Annotated in this window: 20 protein-coding genes; 15 read left to right on the forward strand and 5 right to left on the reverse strand. The window is 62.9% G+C overall.

Annotated elements, in window-relative coordinates:
• Positions 1-166 precede the first annotated feature (166 nt).
• Positions 167-940, forward strand: coding sequence for a ParA family protein (locus tag DAES_RS00010; RefSeq protein ID WP_013512967.1), 774 nt, complete (start codon positions 167-169; stop codon positions 938-940).
• 69 nt (positions 941-1009) lie between these two features.
• Here DAES_RS00010 and DAES_RS00015 read toward each other — a convergent pair whose 3' ends face one another.
• Entirely contained in the window at positions 1010-1435 is a 426-nt protein-coding gene (locus tag DAES_RS00015) for a hypothetical protein (protein ID WP_013512968.1), read from the reverse strand.
• 92 nt (positions 1436-1527) lie between these two features.
• On the opposite strand from DAES_RS00015, the gene DAES_RS00020 reads away from it, so the two are divergent.
• The 3 genes from DAES_RS00020 to DAES_RS00030 all read left to right on the forward strand — a co-directional run bounded on the left by DAES_RS00020 (position 1528) and on the right by DAES_RS00030 (position 5095).
• Positions 1528-2448, forward strand: a complete 921-nt coding sequence (locus DAES_RS00020) for a ParB/RepB/Spo0J family partition protein (RefSeq protein ID WP_013512969.1) — start codon at positions 1528-1530, stop codon at positions 2446-2448.
• A gap of 178 nt (positions 2449-2626) precedes the next feature.
• Entirely contained in the window at positions 2627-3634 is a 1008-nt protein-coding gene (rfaE1, locus tag DAES_RS00025) for a D-glycero-beta-D-manno-heptose-7-phosphate kinase (protein ID WP_013512970.1), read from the forward strand.
• A 150-nt stretch (positions 3635-3784) separates the two neighbouring features.
• Positions 3785-5095, forward strand: a complete 1311-nt coding sequence (locus DAES_RS00030) for an ATP-dependent 6-phosphofructokinase (protein WP_013512971.1) — start codon at positions 3785-3787, stop codon at positions 5093-5095.
• 59 nt (positions 5096-5154) lie between these two features.
• Here the strand turns inward: DAES_RS00030 and DAES_RS00035 are convergent, their stop codons facing one another.
• The 4 genes from DAES_RS00035 to DAES_RS00050 form a co-directional block, all read right to left on the reverse strand.
• Entirely contained in the window at positions 5155-5556 is a 402-nt protein-coding gene (locus DAES_RS00035; protein ID WP_013512972.1) for a hypothetical protein, read from the reverse strand.
• An 11-nt stretch (positions 5557-5567) separates the two neighbouring features.
• On the reverse strand, positions 5568-5852 hold the full coding sequence (locus DAES_RS00040; protein WP_013512973.1) for a helix-turn-helix domain-containing protein: 285 nt from the start codon (positions 5850-5852) through the stop codon (positions 5568-5570).
• Between the two features lie 487 nt (positions 5853-6339).
• The gene (locus DAES_RS00045) at positions 6340-7131 is read right to left on the reverse strand and encodes a class I SAM-dependent methyltransferase (protein ID WP_013512974.1); all 792 of its coding nucleotides are present in this window, start codon (positions 7129-7131) and stop codon (positions 6340-6342) included.
• A gap of 60 nt (positions 7132-7191) precedes the next feature.
• The gene (locus DAES_RS00050; protein WP_013512975.1) at positions 7192-7665 is read right to left on the reverse strand and encodes a MarR family winged helix-turn-helix transcriptional regulator; all 474 of its coding nucleotides are present in this window, start codon (positions 7663-7665) and stop codon (positions 7192-7194) included.
• A 114-nt stretch (positions 7666-7779) separates the two neighbouring features.
• On the opposite strand from DAES_RS00050, the gene DAES_RS00055 reads away from it, so the two are divergent.
• The 11 genes from DAES_RS00055 to DAES_RS17860 all read left to right on the forward strand — a co-directional run bounded on the left by DAES_RS00055 (position 7780) and on the right by DAES_RS17860 (position 20733).
• A complete protein-coding gene (locus DAES_RS00055) occupies positions 7780-8634 on the forward strand; it encodes a ChbG/HpnK family deacetylase (protein WP_013512976.1) in 855 nt (284 codons plus the stop codon).
• 74 nt (positions 8635-8708) lie between these two features.
• Positions 8709-9485: an asparagine synthase-related protein gene (locus DAES_RS00060; protein ID WP_013512977.1), complete on the forward strand. Its 777-nt coding sequence runs from the start codon at positions 8709-8711 to the stop codon at positions 9483-9485.
• The gene (gene larB / locus DAES_RS00065; protein WP_049776355.1) at positions 9458-10267 is read left to right on the forward strand and encodes a nickel pincer cofactor biosynthesis protein LarB; all 810 of its coding nucleotides are present in this window, start codon (positions 9458-9460) and stop codon (positions 10265-10267) included. The genes DAES_RS00060 and larB overlap by 28 nt, the downstream gene beginning before the upstream one ends.
• Before the next feature lie 49 nt (positions 10268-10316).
• Positions 10317-11138 (forward strand): nickel pincer cofactor biosynthesis protein LarC, encoded by an 822-nt coding sequence (gene larC / locus DAES_RS00070; RefSeq protein ID WP_013512979.1) that lies wholly within the window; start codon positions 10317-10319, stop codon positions 11136-11138.
• A complete protein-coding gene (locus DAES_RS00075) occupies positions 11131-11793 on the forward strand; it encodes a DUF3431 domain-containing protein (protein WP_013512980.1) in 663 nt (220 codons plus the stop codon). The genes larC and DAES_RS00075 overlap by 8 nt, the downstream gene beginning before the upstream one ends.
• A gap of 55 nt (positions 11794-11848) precedes the next feature.
• Entirely contained in the window at positions 11849-13072 is a 1224-nt protein-coding gene (locus DAES_RS00080; protein ID WP_013512981.1) for an ABC transporter permease, read from the forward strand.
• Between the two features lie 190 nt (positions 13073-13262).
• A complete protein-coding gene (locus DAES_RS00085) occupies positions 13263-13835 on the forward strand; it encodes a TetR/AcrR family transcriptional regulator (RefSeq protein ID WP_013512982.1) in 573 nt (190 codons plus the stop codon).
• Positions 13836-14259: 424 nt separating this feature from the next.
• Complete coding sequence (locus DAES_RS00090; protein ID WP_013512983.1) at positions 14260-14904, forward strand: TetR/AcrR family transcriptional regulator; 645 nt, start codon at positions 14260-14262, stop codon at positions 14902-14904.
• Positions 14905-14908: 4 nt separating this feature from the next.
• The gene (locus DAES_RS00095; protein WP_013512984.1) at positions 14909-15997 is read left to right on the forward strand and encodes an efflux RND transporter periplasmic adaptor subunit; all 1089 of its coding nucleotides are present in this window, start codon (positions 14909-14911) and stop codon (positions 15995-15997) included.
• A gap of 45 nt (positions 15998-16042) precedes the next feature.
• The gene (locus DAES_RS00100; RefSeq protein WP_013512985.1) at positions 16043-19264 is read left to right on the forward strand and encodes an efflux RND transporter permease subunit; all 3222 of its coding nucleotides are present in this window, start codon (positions 16043-16045) and stop codon (positions 19262-19264) included.
• A 593-nt stretch (positions 19265-19857) separates the two neighbouring features.
• Positions 19858-20733, forward strand: coding sequence for an HAD hydrolase family protein (locus tag DAES_RS17860; RefSeq protein ID WP_013512986.1), 876 nt, complete (start codon positions 19858-19860; stop codon positions 20731-20733).
• Positions 20734-20755 lie beyond the last annotated feature (22 nt).

A 20755-nucleotide genomic window follows, 5' to 3' on the forward strand; every position in this document is an offset into this window, starting at 1 on the left:
TCGCCTTCTATTGACGCTCATTTCTTGCCTTCCCTGCCGATTCATCTTAGGAACACTCATGGCCTGATCGCATTTGTTTCACGTGAAACAGGGATGGTCTTGCCGCATGTTTCACGTGAAACCTGCGGAGACCGGGCGAAAACCGCAGTGCGCAAGTGAGGATCCTGTGGCGAGAAGAATCGTTGTGGCGAATCAAAAGGGTGGCGTGGGCAAGACAACCACCGCTGTGAACCTGGCTGCGTCTTTGGCCGTGATGGAGAAGCGGGTGCTGCTCGTGGACTTTGACCCCCAGGGAAATGCCTCGAGCGGGCTCGGCTTTTATCCGGGCGACAAGCGGGAGAATGTGTATTCTGTCCTCTTTGAGCCAAAAAACATACACAAGGCCATCTGCCAGACCGACATCCCGTTCCTGGATATTCTGCCGGGGACGCAGGATCTGGTCGGTGCGGAGATCGAGCTGGTGGACAAGTTCGGGCGCGAGTATTATCTGCGCGAACTGGTGGAAACGGTGGATGATCAATATGACTACCTGCTCATCGATTGCCCGCCATCCCTTGGGCTGCTGACGGTCAACGCCCTGTGCGCGGCCACGGAGCTGCTGGTGCCGCTTCAGTGTGAGTATTACGCGCTGGAGGGCATCGCGCAGTTGCTCATGACATACGAGCTCGTGCGCAAGCGGCTCAATACCAACCTGGATATCCTCGGCGTGGTGCTGACCATGTACGATTCTCGCAACAGATTGTCCTGGCAGGTGAAGAATGAGGTGCGCAAGGCGTTCCCCCAGCACCTGTTCGAGACCATCATCCCGAGAAATGTGCGGCTGTCCGAGGCGCCGAGCTTTGGCAAGCCCGTGATCAACTATGATATCAAGTCGCGCGGGGCAGAGGCGTATCTGGCGCTGGCCCAGGAAGTGGCAAAAAGCTCCACGAGCCGGGCGTAGGCGGGTGTTTTTTGGCAAGGTGATCACCCGCTCGCTGGCGGGTGATCAGCGTGAGCAAGCGGTGAGTGATCAGTAGTGGCCTTCCTTGGACCGGTCCTTGGCCTCGGTGAAGGGAGTGCATTCGGTCTTGATGCGGTCCTTGAAGTGTTTCTTGACCACCTTGGCCCGGCAGCCGGCGCATTGGAACGAGACCAGCCCGGCCAGATTGGCCGCAGTCAGGCGGAATTTGCGCGGATCGTCCGCCTGCCAGTCGTCGGTCGTGTTGCCGCACAGTTCGCAGTGGACATCCGTGTCGACCGGGTAGGCGAAATCCCAGTATTGCTTGAGGGTTTCCCAGTCGGTCAGGGGCTCGGGCCGCTCGACGGGTTTGGCCTGATCCGGGATGCCAAGGGCGACGAGCACGGAGTGGCGCACCTGTGTCCACGCCTGGGCCGAGAGCAGCGCGCCGATCAGGTTGCCGTCCTTGTCAAAGAGTTCGTTGATGTGGTCAGACATGTGTGCTCCGATTGTTTTTCGATTGTTCGGGGCTTTATAGGCGCTAAACCCAGCTGGGGCAAGGCGCATGATCAGCACGAGGAGTGTGGGCCATGGTTTCAGGCAACAGAGGATTGGGACGCGGGTTGGATGCGCTGCTTGGCGGCGTGCGCGAGGACGAGAAAAAGACTTCCGCCTCTGCCGAGGTCCGGCTGATCGGCGTTGGGGACATCGTTCCCAACCCGTACCAGCCAAGGCGCGAGTTTTCCCAGGCCGCGCTGGATGATCTGTGCGAGTCCATTCGTTCGCGCGGGGTGCTCCAGCCGGTGCTGGTCCGCTCGGTCGCCAATGGCCGTTTCGAGCTGGTGGCTGGCGAGCGGCGGCTGCGGGCCACCAGGCAGGCCGGCTTGGCCGAGATACCTGCCCTGGTGCGCGAGATGACCGACCAGGAGAGCCTGGCCATCGCATTGATCGAAAACCTGCAACGCGAGGACCTCAACGCCATTGAAGAGGCGCAGGGATACCTCCAGCTCCAGCAGGAATTCGGCCTGAGCCAGGAAGAACTGGCCAGACAGGTGGGCAAGAGCCGCTCAGCTGTAGCCAACGCCATGAGGCTGCTCAACCTGCCGGACGCGGCCCAGAGGGACATACAGCAGGGGGCCATGACCGCCGGGCATGGCCGGGCCATCATGAGCGTGAGCGACGCGGCTGCCCAGGCCGAGTTGCACCAGCGCGTGGTGGGCAACGGCCTGACCGTGCGTCAGGCCGAGGCGCAGGCTGTCTTCTGGAAGGGCAAGGGGCGGCTGCCCGGTGCAAGTGAGATGGATATGCCCTCCAAGCCGGGCCGATCTGCCCCTGCCGAGGCCGAGCCCCTGACTCCGGAGCTGGAATCTGTCCAGGCTGCCCTGAATGAGTTGCCGGATATTAAGGTCCGCATCGCTGGATCAATGGAAAAGGGCAGGGTAACAATTAGTTACAACAGTGAAGATGGCTTGCGGTCATTTGTGGAAAAGGTCGGCGTTGATCTGCCGTAGTTCCCCCTGTGGCCGGGGCCGTGTCCGCTCCAAGACAAGGCTTTGGCAGCCGGGATTGCGATGATCACCCCGCGGCGATCCGCCCCTGAGCCACGCGCCGCGCGTTTGGCGCGATGAGCGGGTGAAGCGCTGGCGAAGAACCAGTTGAACCACCATGAACCATTGGGAAAAGAACAGTATGAAACGCAAGTTGATTCGAGAGGCCGTGCGCGCTCTGGCGGGCAGGAAGGTCATGATCATAGGCGATCTGATGCTTGACCATTACATGATCGGCGGGGTTGAGCGCATCTCGCCCGAGGCCCCGGTGCCCGTGGTCCGCGTCGAGCGCGAGACTTCGCTGCTGGGCGGGGCGGGGAATGTGGCCCGCAACATCACGGCCCTGGGCGGTGAAGCGCTGCTCGTCTCCACGGTCGGCACGGACGAGGACGGGGCGCGGGTGGACCGCCTCTGCAACAAGGCGCAACTGCGCACAAAGCTCATCCGGGATCCGGCCCGCCCGACCACTAAAAAGACCAGAATCATTGCGGGAACACAGCAGGTGGTGCGCGTTGACCAGGAGCTGGCAGTGCCCCTTCAGGATGCGGAACTCGAAGAACTCTTCAACTATCTGCAACCCATTCTGGAAGAGTATCCGGTGATCATTCTTTCGGACTACGGCAAGGGGTTCATCTGCGAGGAGTTTATGTGCCGGTTCATGCCCATGGTGGCCGGGTGCGCCAGGCGGCCCGTGGTGCTGGTCGATCCCAAGACCGTCAACTACGACCTCTACCAGGGCGTGGACCTGCTCACCCCCAACACCAAGGAGGCAGGGGAGGGCGCAGGCCTGCCGGTCAAGGGACAGGATACCGTGCTTCGGGCCGGACGCGCCCTGTTCGACCGCCTGGGCTGCCGCAATCTGCTCATCACCATGGGCGGGGACGGCATGGCCCTGTTCGAAGGCGCGGACACGGTCACGCATATCCCCACCGTTGCCCGCAAGGTCTTTGACGTGACCGGTGCGGGCGACACCGTGATCGCCACCGTGGCCCTGGCCCTGTCCGCAGGTATCGACCTGCTGACCGCCTGCACCCTGGCCAACTACGCCGCAGGCATCGTGGTGGGGCAGGTGGGTGCAGCCACTGCCACCCCGGCTGACATGCTGGAGGCCATTGACGAGCTGCCGGAACCCGAGGCGAGCCGCTGGTAGACCACAAGAAAAGATTCAGTACAATCAGGATATTGCTGTATCACTCGCAAGTAAGCGCAACGTTCAGCAACTCTGGGCCGCTGCCTGGGCCGGAGTTCGGCCCGGTTCAGCCTGAACCCGCCTGACAGGAAAGACAAGGAAGGTATGCACATGGCCAAATCGCGACACGCTGTCCCAGACACCACCATCCGCACTCTTGGCCCGGCCAAGATCGGCACCCCCCTGCGTCATCCGCGGTATGTGGATGAAACCAGGCCGCTCAAGCTGGTCATGACCTCCGAGGAGTTGTGCGAGCTCGACAACGAGACCATGCTGCTTGACTTTGAAAAGGCCGGGCCGCGCGAAAAACTCTACTTTGACCCGCCCAAGACCAAGTGCGCCATCGTCACCTGCGGCGGCCTGTGCCCAGGCATCAACGACGTGATCCGCGCCATCGTCATGGAGAGCCACTACCACTACGGCATCCGCACCGTGCTCGGCATCCGCAACGGCCTGCGCGGATTCATCCCCAAATACGGCTATGATCTCAAGGAACTGACACCCCAGAACGTGTCCAGCATCCACCAGTTCGGCGGCACGATCCTGGGCTCGTCGCGCGGGCCGCAGGACCCTGGAGAGATCGTGGATTCCCTGGAGCGGATGAACGTCAATGTCCTCTTTGTCATTGGCGGCGACGGCACCATGCGCGCGGCCAGCGCCATCGTGGACGAAGTGGAGCGGCGCAGGCGCAAGATCGCGGTCATAGGCATCCCCAAGACCATCGACAACGACATCAACTTCATCACCCGCACCTTTGGCTTTGACACCGCTGTTGAAAAGGCCACCGAGGCCATCCAGTGCGCCCATGTCGAGGCCACAGGCATGGATATGGGCATCGGGCTGGTCAAGCTCATGGGCCGTGAGGCCGGGTTCATCGCGGCCCAGGCCACCCTGGCCATGCAGGAGGTCAACTTTCTTCTGGTCCCGGAAGAGCCTTTTGCGTTCGATGGCGAGCGCGGCCTGCTCATGGCCATTGAGCGGCGGCTGCTGCATCGGGGGCACGCGCTCATTGTCTGCGCCGAGGGCGCGGGCCGCGACCTCCTGGAGGAGAGCCGCCGCACCGACGCCTCGGGCAATGTCAGGCTGGGCGACATCTGCGGGCTGCTGGCGGATCGGATGAAGGCGCATTTTGCTGCGCGCAACCTGGAGATGAACATGAAGTTCATTGATCCGAGCTACATTATCCGCTCCGTGCCTGCCAATGCGGGCGACCGGGTCTATTGCGGCTTCCTGGGCCAGCATGCGGTCCACGCGGCCATGGCGGGCAAGACAGGCATGGTGGTCACCCAAATCAAGACGAGCATGGCGCACCTGCCCCTTGAGCTCGTCACCTCCAAGCGGCGTTACCTGAACACCGACTCCGACTATTGGTCGTCGGTCATGGAGGCCACTGGCCAGCAGAACTACTTCATCGCGCAATGAAAAGGGGGGCCGAAAAGGCCCCCCTCGCATGTCGGATAGGGAACAGGAGAAACCGGAATCTATTCGTTGGCTGCGAGACGGCGGCGGACCTGCTCGCTGACCTGACGGCTGACGCTTTCCTTTTCGGACTCGATGGCCACGGCCAGCAACTCGAAAAGTTCGTCGTAGGAAAACTCAAGGCTCAGGCTGCCGTTGGAGACCACGCAGCTCTCGGCCCGCTCATCGATGCGGTAGGCCCTGCGCTCGCGCGCGTGGCCGATGGCGGAGATGATGCCGTAGGCCAGGATGCCCTGCTCGTCGCGGTAGAGCTTCTCCATGGTCAGCATGCCAGTGGTGTCGTCAAAATACATCTCTTCGCCGATAAGTCGCCCCGTGACCGCAGCGTCTTCGCCGAAATCATTGGGAAGATTCACGGTAAGGACCGGATCGGTGTCATGCCCGCCAGCAAATTTCTTCGACATGCGCTCTCTCCTTAATCCAAAGGAAGCTTTAACTGTTCAGGTCCGGCATCGGCGTCTTTCCTGTCCGGGGCCGCCTTTCCCGTGCCATCCTGTCCGGTGGCAGACACCTTCCACCCTTCTTCGATGAACTCCATCAGCGCGGGTTCGGTGACCCGCCACTGGCTGCCTATCTTGATGGCCTTGATGCTCCCGCCCATGATCAGCCTGTAGGCAGTGCGCTGATGCACCCGCAACACGTCCGCCACTTCGCGAACCGTGAGCAGTGCCGGGGGCCTCGTGGTGTCTTTGTTGTCCATAGTGTCACAAGCTTACTCTCTATGATCATCCTTTGACATAGGGAGTCAAGGATTGTCAACAAAGTACAACGTTGTCGCACAAAGTCTAGAGTTTATCTACAAAAACAACGAAAAGGTGGCATTACAGGGCATTGTTGTGCGTTACGGAATCCTATAGCAGAATCTTCAGAAAAAAATAATGGGTATTTGGCAAGGAATGCGAATTTTCATGCACGATCCGAAGAAATACCGTCTAGAGGATTTCTCGGAAAAATCATGAGTAGCACACAGCCGTGTTTGCCAAAAACTAAATTATACTTGATTGTTGCAGCAAAAAAACCAGAGTGCAGCACTGTGCTGCTCAAAAGGGGAAAAAAGGAAAAACAGGGTTGCGGCCACCGCCTGATGCTTGTGGGAAAACCGGATCAGGATGGACAAAGCGCGTTACAGCCAAGTAAAAAAGAGTGTTGGAAAGTGTTGCGGAAGCTTGGGGATCGAAGTGCGAATCCTATCGGGCGCAAGGGGTCCCGGTCTTGGTGGCGGTGATGATGACATCCTTGCCCAGGAACAAGGCCCGGCTCAGAAGTTTGCGCGCTATGAAAGTGTTGTAGGCGATGTTGTCGGGCTGGGTCTTCTCGTGTTCCTGCGCGGTCTTCTTGTAGTGCAGCAGATAATAGCGCGTTGCCAGGGCGATGAAAGGGTGCAGAAGCAGGAACACGGTGTCGCTGGCCTGGAAATAGGAGGACTCGACCGCAGTGATCTCATACCCGGTCTTGCGGAGGAAGTAGTCCATCTCCGGGTAGCCGATGAGGTTGATGTGGGCGTCACCAAAGGGAACATCGAGGTTGATGGGCGACTTCATGCCCCGGTAAAAACCGGTCAGAAGGTGCAGGATGCGTGAGCGGATCTGGAGCCGGTTGGGAAAGGTCATGATCAGCCGCCCGCCCGGCTTGAGAACGCGGTTGAACTCGCGCAGGGTGTGCGGCACGCACTCCACGTGCTCTATGACCTCGCGGCAGATGACGACATCAAAGGCGTTGTCCGGAAGCTCGATGGGCTTGTTCAGGTCGGCCTGGAATTCGGTGATGTCGGGAAAGTCGTGGAAGTAGTAGTTGGAGATGGTCAAGTCGTGGCCCTGATCGCGCAGCTGGCGGGCCAGCAGGGCCGCGCCCGCGCTGGATTCAAATATCCGGCAGGGGCGGTCGGGGATGTGGGAGCAGATGACAGCATCCTTGTCCACGTCCCGCCGATGCTTGCGGACCGTCTCGTTGCCAATGACCACGTCTATGTATTTGCTCATGTCGTCTCCTGCGTGGCAAGGTCTTTAGCCGGAAGCCGGACCGATGGCAACCCGGGAAAACTACCCGTCCACCTCGTCGAGGAGCAGGAAGAGGGGGTCGGCCTGATCCGCTTCCAGCGCTTCGGTCATCTGGCGCATGATGCGTCTGAAGTAGCGGCGGTCGGTCACGGTCAGTCCGGCGTTGACCGCGGCCCGGAGGTCGCCGATGGCCTGGATTACCGGGGCCTTGGCCGATGCGCCCTTTTGGGTAAGGGAGATGATGTGGTGCCGCTTGTCTCCGGGATCGGGCGAGCGCTCGATGAGCCTGTCGCGTTCCATGCGCTTCAGGGTGTTGGAGAGCGTGGCCTGCTCAACCGGCATGAGCTCAAAGAGGGTTTTCTGGGTGACTCCATCGCCCTGCCACAGGTAGTGCAGCACGCCAAGATAGCCGGGGTGCACGTCCAGCGGGGCCAGCCGGGCGGCCAGGCTGCGCGAATACAACCGCTGAAACTGCGAAAGCTGGGTGAAGAAGAGGGAATCGGGTTCATAATGCATGGCGTGGCTCCGTGTTAAAAGACGCATCACATAGTAAGCTATATAGTCCTCTGTTCGTTGTCAACCGGCGGATGAAGCTTTACGGGGTGGGTGTCCTGTGACTAGGATGCGCTCATGAAAATTGTCATCAACGTGGACGATTGCGGGGTGCACCCGGCAGTGGGGCGGGCCGTGGCTGCCCTGGCCGAAGCTGGCGTGGTGACCTCCGCGTCCATCGTGCCGGGCGGGCCGGATGCTGCTGCCGCTGCCGGGCTGGCCGGGCTGGTCGGGGTGGACATCGGCATACATCTGGACATCCTGCGCGGCAGGCCCGTGCACCACTGGCAGGAGCTCTCCACCCTGGTGGATGAGCGCGGCGTGTTCCTCGGCTCGGCCATGCGGTTGTTCGCCCGCTATGCCGAGGGGCGGGTGAAGCATGAGCAGGTGGAGGCCGAGTGGCGCGCCCAGATCGAGCGCGGTCTTGATCTCGGCGTGCGCCCGACGCATCTGTCGAGCCAGGGCAATGTGCACGCCTGGCCGACCCTGACCCGGATGGCGGGCGATCTGGCCGCGCGCTACAAGATCCGCTGGCTGCGCACGCCCGACGAGTGCTCCGAGGTCTCGCGCCTTGACCTGAGCGCGTCACGGATGAAATTTCTGAACGTCTGCGGCCTGTTCGACCGGAAAACCAGCGGCGTTTCCTGGCCCGCCCTGGCCTGGGGTCTGGACGCGGGCCGGGGCGATTTCACGCCAGACCTGTTTGCCGCTCGCGTCCGACGCGCGGCAGACATCCTGGGACCGGACGCGGTCGTGGAGCTGTGCTGCCGTCCGGGCGTGATCATGGCTGGCGATCCGCCCATAGACCCGGCCTATGATCCCATTGTGACTGCCGGGATCTGGCGGGACCAGTTTGCCGCGCTCTCCGCTCCTGGCTGGGGCGAGGTCTTTGCCTCGCTCGGCTTGGAACCGGTGGGTTTTGGGGGTGTGTGACCCGGCCATGGCCATGCCCGAATTCCGGACACGGATTTGGTTGAAGCCCGGCAGGCGGTGGGGTAGGCTCGGCCATGGACTTTGACGCGCTTGTCTCGATCATGGGCTCACGCCTCACCCCGGCTGGCCTCCTGGTGGTCGCCCTGTCGGGCGGGGTGGACAGCGGGCTGGTGGCCGCTGCGGCGCACGCAGCCGGGACTGGCCCGGCCAGCGGCGGGCGGGTCGTGGCCGTGACCGTGTGCAGCGAGCTGAGCGCCGGGCGCGACGTGGAAAGAGCCTCGGCAGTGGCCCGCCACATTGGCCTTGCGCACGGCACCCTGACGGCGCGATTGCTGGAGAACGAGGCGGTCCGGCGCAACAACGCGGACCGGTGCTACCACTGCAAAAGGGCGATTTTCGACCTGATGCGGCGCGAGTTCGGTCAGGAGTGCCTGCTGGTGGACGGGACCAATGCGGACGACGATCCGGCCCGGCCCGGCCTGCGCGCGGCCCAGGAGTATGGGGTGTTCCACCCCCTTAAGGAGTTGGCCATCCCCAAGGTGCGCGTGCGCGAGCTGGCCCGTGGTCTCGGCCTGCCCAACTGGGATACGCCGTCCGAGAGCTGCCTCGCCACCCGGTTGCCGCAGGGACTCGCCCTGACCCAGGCGCGGTTGGACAAGGTCCGGGCCATGGAAGATTTTTTGCGCGAGCGCGGTGTGAAGACCCTCAGGGCGCGCCATGATGATATGGTGGCAACCGTTGAATACCCGGCGCAATATGCCGGAATAATTGCACAAGAGCGTGATTCTCTGGCCGATATGATCAAGGGGATCGGCCTGGGATCATGCCAGTTCAAGGAGTGGACCGAGTGAATCCCGATGCTGTGCTCGACGCCTTCGCCGCTGGCGACATGACCAGGGAACAGGCCAAGCATCTGTTGCTGGGCAACTCATTCATGGACACCGGGTGCGCCAAGCTCGACCTGCACCGCGAGTTGCGCACCGGCGGCCCGGAGGTGATCTATTGCGCGGGCAAGACCCCGGCCCAGGTGGCCAACATCTTTGCGGCAGCAGTGGGCCACGCAGGCCGCGTGCTTGGCACCCGCGCCACGCAGGAGCATGCAGACGCGCTGCCCGCGTCCATGGAGGCGCGGTTTGATCCCGTGTCCCGTCTGCTCTGTGCCGGTAGGGGGAACAGTCCTGGGCAGGGCAAGGTGGTGGTGGTTTCGGCTGGCACCTCGGACCTTCCCGTGGCCGAGGAGGCCGCCGGGACAGCGGAATATCTCGGCACCCGCGTGGTGCGCCACTACGACTGCGGCGTGGCCGGCATCCACCGGCTGTTTTCAGTGGTCGGCGAGATGGCCGACGCCTCGGCCATCATCGCGGTGGCCGGGATGGAGGGCGCGTTGCCCTCGGTCCTGGGCGGCGTGGTGGTTCCGCCGGTCATTGCCGTGCCGACCAGCGTGGGCTACGGCGCGAGCTTCCAGGGGCTGGCCGCCTTGCTGGCCATGATGAACTCCTGCTCGCCGGGCGTGGCCGTGGTCAATATCGACAACGGCTTCGGGGCCGGGTTCCTGGCCCACAAGATCAACATGCGCGTTGCCGGTTTCAAAGGGGTGTCCGGGTCGGCAGGGTGCAAGAAAACAGCGCTATAATCCAACGGGGCAAAGCGAACGCCAGCCCGAGAACCGACAGGAGTATGAGTTGAAACCCGACCAGAAGCCCTGCATGCACACCCTGTATCTCGATTGCTCAAGCGGTGTCAGCGGCGACATGCTCCTTGCCGCGCTGGCCCATGCTCACGAGGAACTGCACGGTCCCGGCAGCGGTCCCGCCTTTCTGGAACAGGAACTGGCGCGTCTGGGCATCGCCGGGTTCGAGCTGGCCTGGTCCGACAAGTCGGTGGGCGGCATCGCCACCCGCCATGTGGACGTGATCCAGACCTCGGACCAGCCCATGCGCCACCACGCCGACCTCGTGCGCATCATCGAGTCGAGCGGAATATCGGGCCGGGCCGCCAAGCGGTCCATACACGCCCTGACCCTGCTCGGCCAAGCCGAGGCCAAGGTCCACGGCACCACCCTCGACCAGGTCCACTTCCACGAGGTCGGGGCTGTGGATACCATTGTGGACATTGCGGGAACCATGCTCCTGCTGGACGCCCTTGACGTGGGCCGGACCACGGCTTCAGCCGTGGATTTGGGCAGTGGTTTTGTCCAGTGCGCACATGGCAAAATGCCAGTTCCTGCACCGGCTTGCGCCGAACTAGCCAGGGGGTTGACCTCCTTTGGCTCGGACTGCGGCATGGAGCGGGCCACCCCCACTGGGCTGGCCGTGTTGCGGACCATTGCCGAGACTTGCGGAAGCATGCCCCTTGGCACCTCCCTGGCCGTGGGCTACGGATCAGGCGGGCGGTCCTGCGACGCGCAGCCCACCTATGTCCGGGCGTTCGTGCTCAAAGGGGTTGCGGTCGATCACGGTGCTGGGCACGGGCATTCCCACTGCGGACACCACCACCATGGATAATCGCGTCCACGTGATCATAGCCCGCTACGGTGAGGACATCGCCTGGGCCGACGAGCTTGGCTATGGTTACGTGGTGTACGACAAGGGCGGCCAACCGGCAGCCAACGCAGTGGCGCTGCCGAACATCGGACGCGAAGGGCATACCTGGCTGACCCACATCGTGCACCATTACGAGGCACTCGCGCCGGTCAGTGTCTTTCTCCAGGGCGATCCGTTTGATCACATCAGCGAGCAGGGCCGAGGCACGGTTTCCATGTTGCGGTCCATGATTGAAGATGTTGTGGTCAAAAAGACCCCTTTCAAGGGATTCGCCTGGTTCCGGATCAAGTGCGACGGCCTGGGCCGTCCGCATGATCTGCGCGATGTCGCGAACCAGGGCCGCTGGGCCGGATGGGGCCGTGACATCCCCGTGGCCGAAGTGTTCGACGAGCTGTTCGACGCGCAGCCGCCCGACCAGTTCATCGTCCGGGGTGCGGCAGGATGCTTTGCCGTCACTGCCGAGCGCATCCGGACCCGGCCCCGCGCCTTCTACGAGCACGGGCTCAGGCTCTTCGAGGCCGACCCGGACGACGCACGCAACACCGGCCACGCCTTTGAGCGGTTGTGGCACTGCATCTTCAACGGGAACACGGCATGGAACAAAACGCAGTACTAAGGGCCGCAACGTGCCGGGCCAGGGCCTGCGCCAACACGCCGAAGCAGGGCTGCCCATGACACCCGCCCTGAACCTGCGCATTGCCATCTCGTCGTTGGCCGCCCACAAGTGGCGCGCCATTCTGGCCATGGTCGGCGTGTTCCTCGGGGCGCTGGCCTTCACCGGCGTGCAGCACGTCTCGGAAATCATGGTCCGCCAAGCCGAGATGGAGACCGAGAAGCTCGGACCCAACCTTTATGCCGTCATGGCCGGGTCCATCCGGTTCCGCCGCTCCGGCGCAGTCTCCACTACCTCCAACGTGCGCAACTTCACCCTGGGCGATGCCCAGGCCGTCATCGACGGGGTGCCATCGGTCCTGGAAGGCACGCCCTTTGTCTCCACCACCATGCAGGTGCGGGCCGAGGGCCGTGCCTTGGCCGCCAAGCTCATGGCCTCCCTGCCCAATTATCAGTCCATCAGGAGCTACTACCCGGATCACGGGCGGTTTTTCGACGAGGCCGAGGTCAGCAACCACGCCAAGGTGTGCGTGCTTGGCCAGTCTCTGGCCAGCCGTCTCTTCGGCAAGCCCGAAGACGCTGTGGGCCGGTCCGTCTACCTCTTTCGGGCCAGCTTCCGCGTGGTGGGGGTCATGGAGGCCAAGGGGCGCGATCTCTCGGGCGAGGACCAGGACGAGTACCTGCTCATGCCCCTGACCACCTACATGCGCCGCGTCAGCAACCAGCCGTGGGTCAACGGGGTGTATCTGCGGCTCTCCAAGGAGGCCGGGCTCGACGCCGTGGGCGCATCCGCCACGGCCATCATGCGCGCGCGCCACGCCATCGACCCCGGCCAGGACGACGACTTCAGCACCATGTCGCCCAAGGACACCATCCAACTGCAACGACAGGCCCTTGACCTGATGACCACCCTGGGCGCCATTACCTCGTCCATATCCTTTGCCGTGGGAGGCATGGGCATCCTCTCCATCATGATTCTGGTGGTCCGCTCGCGCCGGGTCGAGATAGGCATCCGACGGGCCGTGGGCGGCAGACGGCGCGATATCGTTCGCCAGTTTCTCTTCGAATCCGGACTCATGGCCGCAGTGGGGGGAGCCCTGGGCGTGGCCTCCACCCTCGGTCTCGTGACCGTGGGCAGCGCCCTGGCCGACCTGCCCCTGATCATCGACCCCGCCAACCTCGGCCTGACACTGCTCGGGTCCTGCTTCCTGGGTGTCCTGGCCGGGGCGTATCCGGCCTGGCAAGCCGCCAATATCGAGATACTCGACGTGTTGAAGAGTTGATCGCACAATCGCTTGTAAACAAACAATAACCACGAGAACATTCACGGCTATGTGTTTTTTAGATAGCAGGCTGTTTTTCCCAAGGCGCTGGGGCCATCGCGGTCTTGATTCAGGAGTTTTCATAAAATAATGGACGCCCCATGCGCCATACCCAACACTCGGTACCAGGGCACAAGAAAAGGGAGAGATCATGGCAGAACAAAGAGAAGCATTGCTTGCCGCAGCAAGCGCCCGGTTCCAGGTATCCGAGCTGGCCGGGCTGGAACTGGACAGCCTGATCGATGAAACAGGCGTGAGCCGCGAAAAAGCGCAAGAATTCTTTCCGACGCGCGACGACCTGATCCGGGCGGTGTACGAGCGAGTCCTGGTCGGCATGGCCCAGGATTCCTTTGCCAAGCTTCCGGCCACCGGCCTGCAGGAACAACTTGAATACCTGCTCCGCTGCCGATACGAGTTCATTGCACGGCACAAACAAAGCTCCCGGCATGTGTTGCTCGGAGCCATCAGCGAGCACGGTGGCTGGCGCGATCCTTTCGAAGACCAGTTCTGGCGGTTCTCCATACAGGTGGTGGCTCTGCTCCAGGGTGCCAAACGCGCAGGCAAAATCAACGCCACGGCAGATGAGGCCCTGGCCGCGCGAGCCTTTGTCTCATTCTATCTGACCGGGGTGCTCCTTCTCCTGCGCAGCGAAAAAATCGACGCAAATGGAGCCTGCGAATTCACCTTTCCACTGGTCAACGCGCTGCTCACGCCGCTCCGGTAAAGAGGGTATGCCTCCGGCGGCCAGAGAACCTTTTGGAAAAGGTTCTCTGGACTCTCCAAAACTGTTTGGCGCTCCGCCCCAAGGCGAGGCTGAGGGAACAGAGCGACGGAGAGCGACGGAGAGCGACGGAGAGCGGCGGAGAGGGCGTGGATAAGCGGGAAAGCAGCCCTCGTATCCTTTTAGCAAAAAGCGGCTCGCCCCCGGCGGACGGCAGGCCCCTACGGTGCCATCAAGCCCTTGCTTCCCCTTTGTCCTTCCAGGCGGCGTAGCCCCAACAAGTTTTGAAAGGGGGGTCCGGGGGGAGAACTTTTGGAACAAGTTCTCCCCCCGGAATCTCTCACTCCTCACTCCACCCCCCCTGCCCCCGCCCCGTGAGTGGTGAACGGTGTTTACAAGGTGAACGGTGTTTGCTAGAGGGTGCCGGATGAGCAGGCGAACTAGGCGTGAGTGTGACAGGGACCGGATGCGGCGGCTGATCTTGGATTCGGCCAGGCAGTTGTTTGTGCGCGAGGGTTTCGACAACGTCTCCATGCGTCGCATTGCCGGGGCCATCGAGTACAGTCCGGCGGCAATCTACCGATATTTCAAGAGCAAGCGCGAAATCCTCTCGACCTTGCGGGATGAGGGGTTTCGGCGTTTCGTGGTGAGCCAGCGGTTGCGCGCGCAAACGTGTCCGGACCCGCTTGAGCGTTTGCGGGCCGGGGGCGTCGAGTATGTGTGTTTTGCCCTGGCCGAGCCGGAGTATTTTCAGCTCATGTTTTGCACGGACTGTTCCGAGGTGGACCTGGAGGGGGATCTTGCAGCCACGTCCATGGAGGCTTATGCCTTGTTCCGCGCGACGGTGGACGAGGCTGTGGGGCTGGGGCATTTCGGCGATGCAGACACGGACAGCGTGGTGTTTTCCGTGTGGGCGGGCGTGCACGGGTTGGCGCACCTGATCAATTCGGGCCGGGTGGGCCTGCTTGTTGATGCGCCGGACATGGAGGCGCTTTTGGGCCGAGCTATGGATTTCATACTGCGCCCTGGCCAGGGCGGCTGCGGGCTGTCTGGACAAGGGCAAGAGGGGTGAGTGGATGAAACGACTGATGATGACCGGTTTGGCCCTGCTGGCCCTTGGCGGTGTACTGCTCTTCGGTGGCTGCGGCGACCAGGCTGGGAGCGAGCCCAAGCCTGCCGAGGCGAAACCGGCTGCGCCTGCAAAGACCCCTGATGCCGGGAGTGCCGGGCAGGACTTGGCGAAGAGCCGCGAGACGTTCGTGGTCCAGTCGGCGGAGCGGCGGTCGATGCTGACCGCATTCACCAGGGCGCGCACGCTGATGACCCTGGTGTCCGAGGAGTCGGGCCGGGTTCACAAGGTGCTGGCTGACGTGGGCGACACCTTGGGCGAGCAAGGGGTGTTCGCCCAGTTGGACACCACCTTCATCGAGCTTGATCTGGAGGCCAACCGGGCCGATCAGCAGCGGCTCGGAAGCGAACTGATGTACAGCAAGAAGGAGATGGAGCGCTACGAGCAGCTGGTGCGCAGCAACAACGCGCCCCAGTCCACTCTGGACAATAACATCCGGGCGCATCAGTCCGCCCTGCAGCAGTTGCGCGCCGAGCAGATCGAGGAGCGGGTGCTCGTGGAGCGGATGAAGCGGTTTTCGCTTGTCGGCCCGCCCGGATGGAAGGTGGTGACCCGGTTCATCGAGCCGGGCGAGTGGCTGACCAACGGGGCCAAGGTGGCCGAGCTGGGCCGCTATGATGTGCTCCTGGTGCCGTTTGCCCTGTCCAGCGAGGAATACCGCGCCCTGGAATCGCAGGGCGACAGGGTGGAGCTGCGGCTGACCGATCTGAATCTTACGGTTCCTGCCACCGTGGCCAGGGTATCGCCCGGTTTTGACGCCCAGACGCGCAAGATCAATGTGGACCTGGAGATAGGGGAAGGGGATTTCGAGTTCCGGGGCGGGCTGCGAACCGAGTTGACGCTCGATCTGCCGGACCCGGGCAAGGCTGTGCTGGTCCCGGCCACGGCCCTGGTCAAGGCGTATGAAGAGCACTTTCTCGTGACCCCGGACAATGATCGCGTCCGCGTGGTCCTGCTGGGCGGGGCCGACGACGGCATGCGCCGCGTGAGCAGCCCGGACGTGCGGCCGGGTGACAGCTTCCTGTTGCGTCCGTAGGCGGTTACAACGGTTTTTGGCCCGATCTAGAGGTTGGAGAGAGCGATGACGACGGCTGGCAGAAGTACGCCCATTGAGGGGCTGGTGCGCATGACCCTCAGGCAGAAGGTCTTTGTGAACCTTCTTTTCGTGGTCCTGACCGTGGCCGGCGTGTTCTGCATGTTCAGCCTGCCGGTGGAGCGGTATCCGGACGTGCGCATGGGCAAGGTCATTGTCAGCGCCTTTCTGCCCGGTGCCAGCCCCGACGAAATGGAGATGCTCGTCACCCGCAAGATCGAGGACGCCCTGGAAGACCTGGAGAACGTGGAGTTCATCCGCTCGCGCTCCTTTCGCCAGCGCGCCTCCATTCTGGTGAAGTTCCTGGATGATACGGATTACGACAAGCTGTATGACGAATTGCGCTTCAAGGTGTTATCCATACAGAATGACCTGCCGTCAAACATGGACCCGCCGACCTTCACGGTTATCAGCGTCAACGAATGGCTGCCGGTCATCTCCGTCAATCTCGTGGGCGAGCGGTCCAACCGGGCTCTGACCTTGATGGCCGAGGAGATGAAGATCCCCTTGCAGCGCATTCCCGGGGTCAAGGAAGTCAAGATAGAGGGGGAGTACACCCGCGAGTTCCATGTCTCGCTCGATCCGGGCAAGATGATGCGCCTTGGCGTGACCTTTGACGAGGCGGCCAAGGCGCTCGAAGCGGCCAATGTCTCGGTGCCTGCCGGTGATTTTGTCAGTGATTCCGGCGAGTATGTCATCGTGGTGGACGAGAAGTTCCGCTCGCGGGACGCGGTTGCCGCCACCATCATCCGGCGCGACCTGGATGGCTCGTTCGTGACGGTGGGCGATGTCATGAGCCGCGCGGCCATGGACTATCGCGACCCGTTCGTCATCTCCTCGGTCAATGGCCGGGATTCCGTGTCCATCAAGATCATCAAGACCCCGGAAGGCAACGCCCTGGACATTGGCGCGGCAGTGGAGGGTGTGGTGGCCGATTTTCACGGCCTGCTCGCCAGGGAGGGGGTGGAGTCGGTCCTGAGCCAGGATCAGCGCGTCAACATCAACGAAAACATCAACACCCTGGGCTCCAACCTGCTGGTGGGCATTGTTCTGGTCTGCGTGTGCATCTGGGTGGTCATGGGTTTTCGCAACGCCATGCTGACTACGGTAGGCGTGCCGTTCTCGTTCATGGTGACCATGGTCATCATGCAGTTGACGGGCAACTCCATCAACGAGATCACCCTGTTCTCCTTTGTCTTGGTCAGCGGCATCATCGTGGACGACGCCATCGTGGTGGTGGAGAACATCTACCGTCATGTGCAGGAGGGCAAGCGATTGGCGCAGGCCGTGGTGGAAGGCACCAGCGAGGTGTTCCTGCCCGTGCTGGCCGCCACTTCGACCACCGTGGCCGCCTTCCTGCCCATGCTGATCATGACCGGGTCCATCGGCGAGTTCTTCGCCCTGGTGCCCAAGGCCGTGACCTTTGCCCTCATCGCCTCGCTCATCGAGTGCCTGTTCATCCTGCCGCTCCATTTTCTGGACTGGCCGGGGGCCAAAAGGCTGGAGGCCGACGCCCGCACCCATTCCCGCCGGGCCACTGACCCTCGGTTTCTGGTGGCCATCAGGCAGGGGGCGGACGTCCTGCTTGCGCTCTCCATGCGTCACAAGTGGAAGACCATGGGCGTGGTCTTTGGCGCGTTCGTGGTGGCCGTGATCATGCTGGTGGTCTCGGTGACAGGGGCGGTGCCGCTGTTGCGCATCAAGTTCTTCCCGGACGAGTACACCCTCTACTATGTTTCCATGGAAGGGCCGGTAGGCACGGACGTGCGCGTCGCCTCGGAAAAGGCCAAGGAGGTCTCGCGGGCCATCGCGGATTTCGGGCCGGGCACCACCAAGTCGTGCTCCGCCCTGGGCGGGATGGACATCAACGAAGATTATGAGAACATCTTTGGCTCCAACCGGGCCATTGTCATCGTGGAGCTGCCTGACAAGGCCGATCAGGCGTTCATGGACAACCCGGACAATGATCCGCTGCTCCTGCTCGACGCGGTGCGCGAAAAACTCGTCCCCTTTGCCCAAGGGGGGTGGAGCCTGCGCATCTGGCCTGAAAAGGGCGGACCGCCCTCGGGCAAGGACTTGAATATCCGTGTGCTCGGCTCGGACCCGGCGGCGGTGGCGGCCCTGAAGACAGCGGTGATGGCCTGGATCAAGGGCAATGAGGAGATCGCGCCATATCTCATCGATTTCAGCGCGGACACCGGCTCGGACAACCGGGTCTTCCGTTTCAGTCCGATTCCGAGCCGGGTCTCGGAGCATGGGCTGAACCCGACTCAGGTGGCGGCCCTGGCCGGCGGAGTGCTTGATGGCCGGTTCGTGGGCGAGTACCGCACCGACGACGAGGACATCGACCTGCGTCTCAAGATCGACAGCCGGTTTATGAAGGAGCCTGAGGACGCCCTGGACATCCCGGCGATCGAGGACGCCCATGGCCCGGTGCGCGTGGGCGATCTGGTGGAGGTCAGAACCTACCGCGAGCCGGGCGAGCTGAGCCGCTTCCAGGGCCAGCGGTCCGTGACCCTGACCGCCAACATCCGGCCCGGCGGGCCTGTCAACGCCCAGAGCGTGGTCCACGACGTGCGCGGCTTCTACTCGACGATCCAGGCCGATTATCCGGGGGCAAAGCTCGATTTCGCCGGCGAGTTCGAGTCAACGGGCCGGTCGTTCACCTCGCTCATGTATGCGTTTTTCATCGCCATCATGCTCATCTACACCATCCTGGCCTGCCAGTTCCAATCCTACACCCAGCCCGTGGTCATCCTCTCGGCTGTGTGCTTTGCCCTGACCGGCGTGGTCTTTGGCACCTTTCTGACGCGCTCCCTGTTCACGGTCAACAGCTTCATCGCCACCGTGGGCGTGACCGGCGTGGTGGTCAACGACTCGCTGGTGCTGCTCGACTTCATCAACCGGCTCTATGCGGCAGGCTATACCAGGGCCGAGGCCATCCGCGAGGGCGTGCGCATCCGGCTGCGGCCCATCCTGCTGACCACCCTGACCACCACCCTGGGGCTGCTGCCTATGGCGCTCGGCATCCCCTACTACTCGCTGGTCTGGGGGACCATGGCCACCACCTTTGTCACCGGCCTGTGCGTGGCCACCACCCTGACCCTGTTCGTCATGCCCATCGAGTGGGATCTGCTCATGCGCCACAAGGAGCGCAAGGAGCAAAAACGCGCCCTCAAAGAAGGCCGCACCGAGCCTGATCCGGGCTAGCGGGCGGGTGATGGAAGCCTGCACCGCAAGGGCGGCGTGACAGCCGCCATACCTTTGGATCATCCCCTCAGGCACCGTGGGCCAACCTCTTTGACTGAAACTGAGGGAATTACTGGCTCTAGAAAATATCTATAAAAAATCTAGAAAATGAAAATTTGCCTGGAATAATTAAAGTAATGATTCCTGTCTGACGCGCGGCAGCGTGGGAATGCGGGAGATACAACCGGGCGGCGGAGCGTGACGGTCAGGGCATGGCGACGGCGGCAACCCTGCTTGGCACAGTGGCAGTATGGTTATAATTCCGAAGTGTTGCGCTGTGGAAAAAATCTATGGCGTCAGAGCGATCTTGGGGCAGGGAGGCGGGCGGCATCCGAGGGTCAGCGGTGTCTGTCCATGGCGGTTGACTGCCTGTTGTCCTGTTGAGATGTTTTGACTTTTTGGGCGAAGTCGGTTGTGCGGGCCGTGCCGGAGGGCGTTCCGGTGTGGGGAAGGCTTTGTCGTGGGGCGCGCGGGTGTTGCGCGCGCGGGCAAGGCGGCGTATCCTTTGCGCAACTCCGGCATCCGGGCCGGTCACAAACCCATAAGGAGCCGCCATGGCACCCATCATGACTCCCCTGTTCGCGCCCCAGGTGCCTGCGGTCGTGCTGCTGGTCCGCGACATTGGAAAATCCCGCGATTTTTACGCCAAGGGCCTGGGCTACGTGCCGGGAGGGGGGTGTGATGCCGGTGCTGGTGCGGGCGAGACCCTGGCCGGGGCGTTCGGGCAATCCCTGCGCCTGGTGCCGGTGGTGTCTGACAGGCCTGTGGCAGAAGTCGGGTGCATGCACGAGTGCATGGACGGGCGCGTGGTCCTGTGCGTGTCCGTGGCCGACAGGGAACGCGCGGCCAGCGCCATCATGGCCCATGGCGGCGGACGGGCCGCAAACCGGCTCGGCGACACGCCGCTCTATCTTGGTCCGGACGGCGAGCTGATCCTGCTTGAGGAGCGCGGTCTGCCCGGCGTGGAGCGGGTGCGGCTCGTGGTCTACGACTTTGACGGGGTCATGACCGACAACCGTGTTTTCGTGGACCAGGACGGGCGCGAATCCGTGGCCGCCAACCGTAGCGACGGACTGGCCGTGGGCATGATCGCCCGGCTTGGCGTGGATCAGTGCATCCTGAGCACCGAGACCAACCCCGTGGTCCAGGCCCGGGCCATGAAGCTCGGCCTGATCGCCGAGAGCGGGGTGGCCGACAAGCCTGCCGCCCTGGTCGCGCTGGCCGAGCGGCGCGGGGTGGCCCTGGCGGATATTCTTTTTGTGGGCAACGATGTCAACGATGCCGGGGCCATGGCCCTGGCCGGGTTCTGCGTGGCCCCGGCGGATGCCCATCCCTCGGTGCGTGCCCTGGCCGGATATGTGACCCTGGCCCGCGGCGGCCACGGCGTGGTCCGCGAGCTGGCCGACCTGCTCATGGCCGCCCGGTCTTGACCGGTTCGGCCCACCCGAGTCC

This window comes from Pseudodesulfovibrio aespoeensis Aspo-2, from assembly GCF_000176915.2.
Classification (GTDB): Bacteria; Desulfobacterota; Desulfovibrionia; order Desulfovibrionales; family Desulfovibrionaceae; genus Pseudodesulfovibrio; species Pseudodesulfovibrio aespoeensis.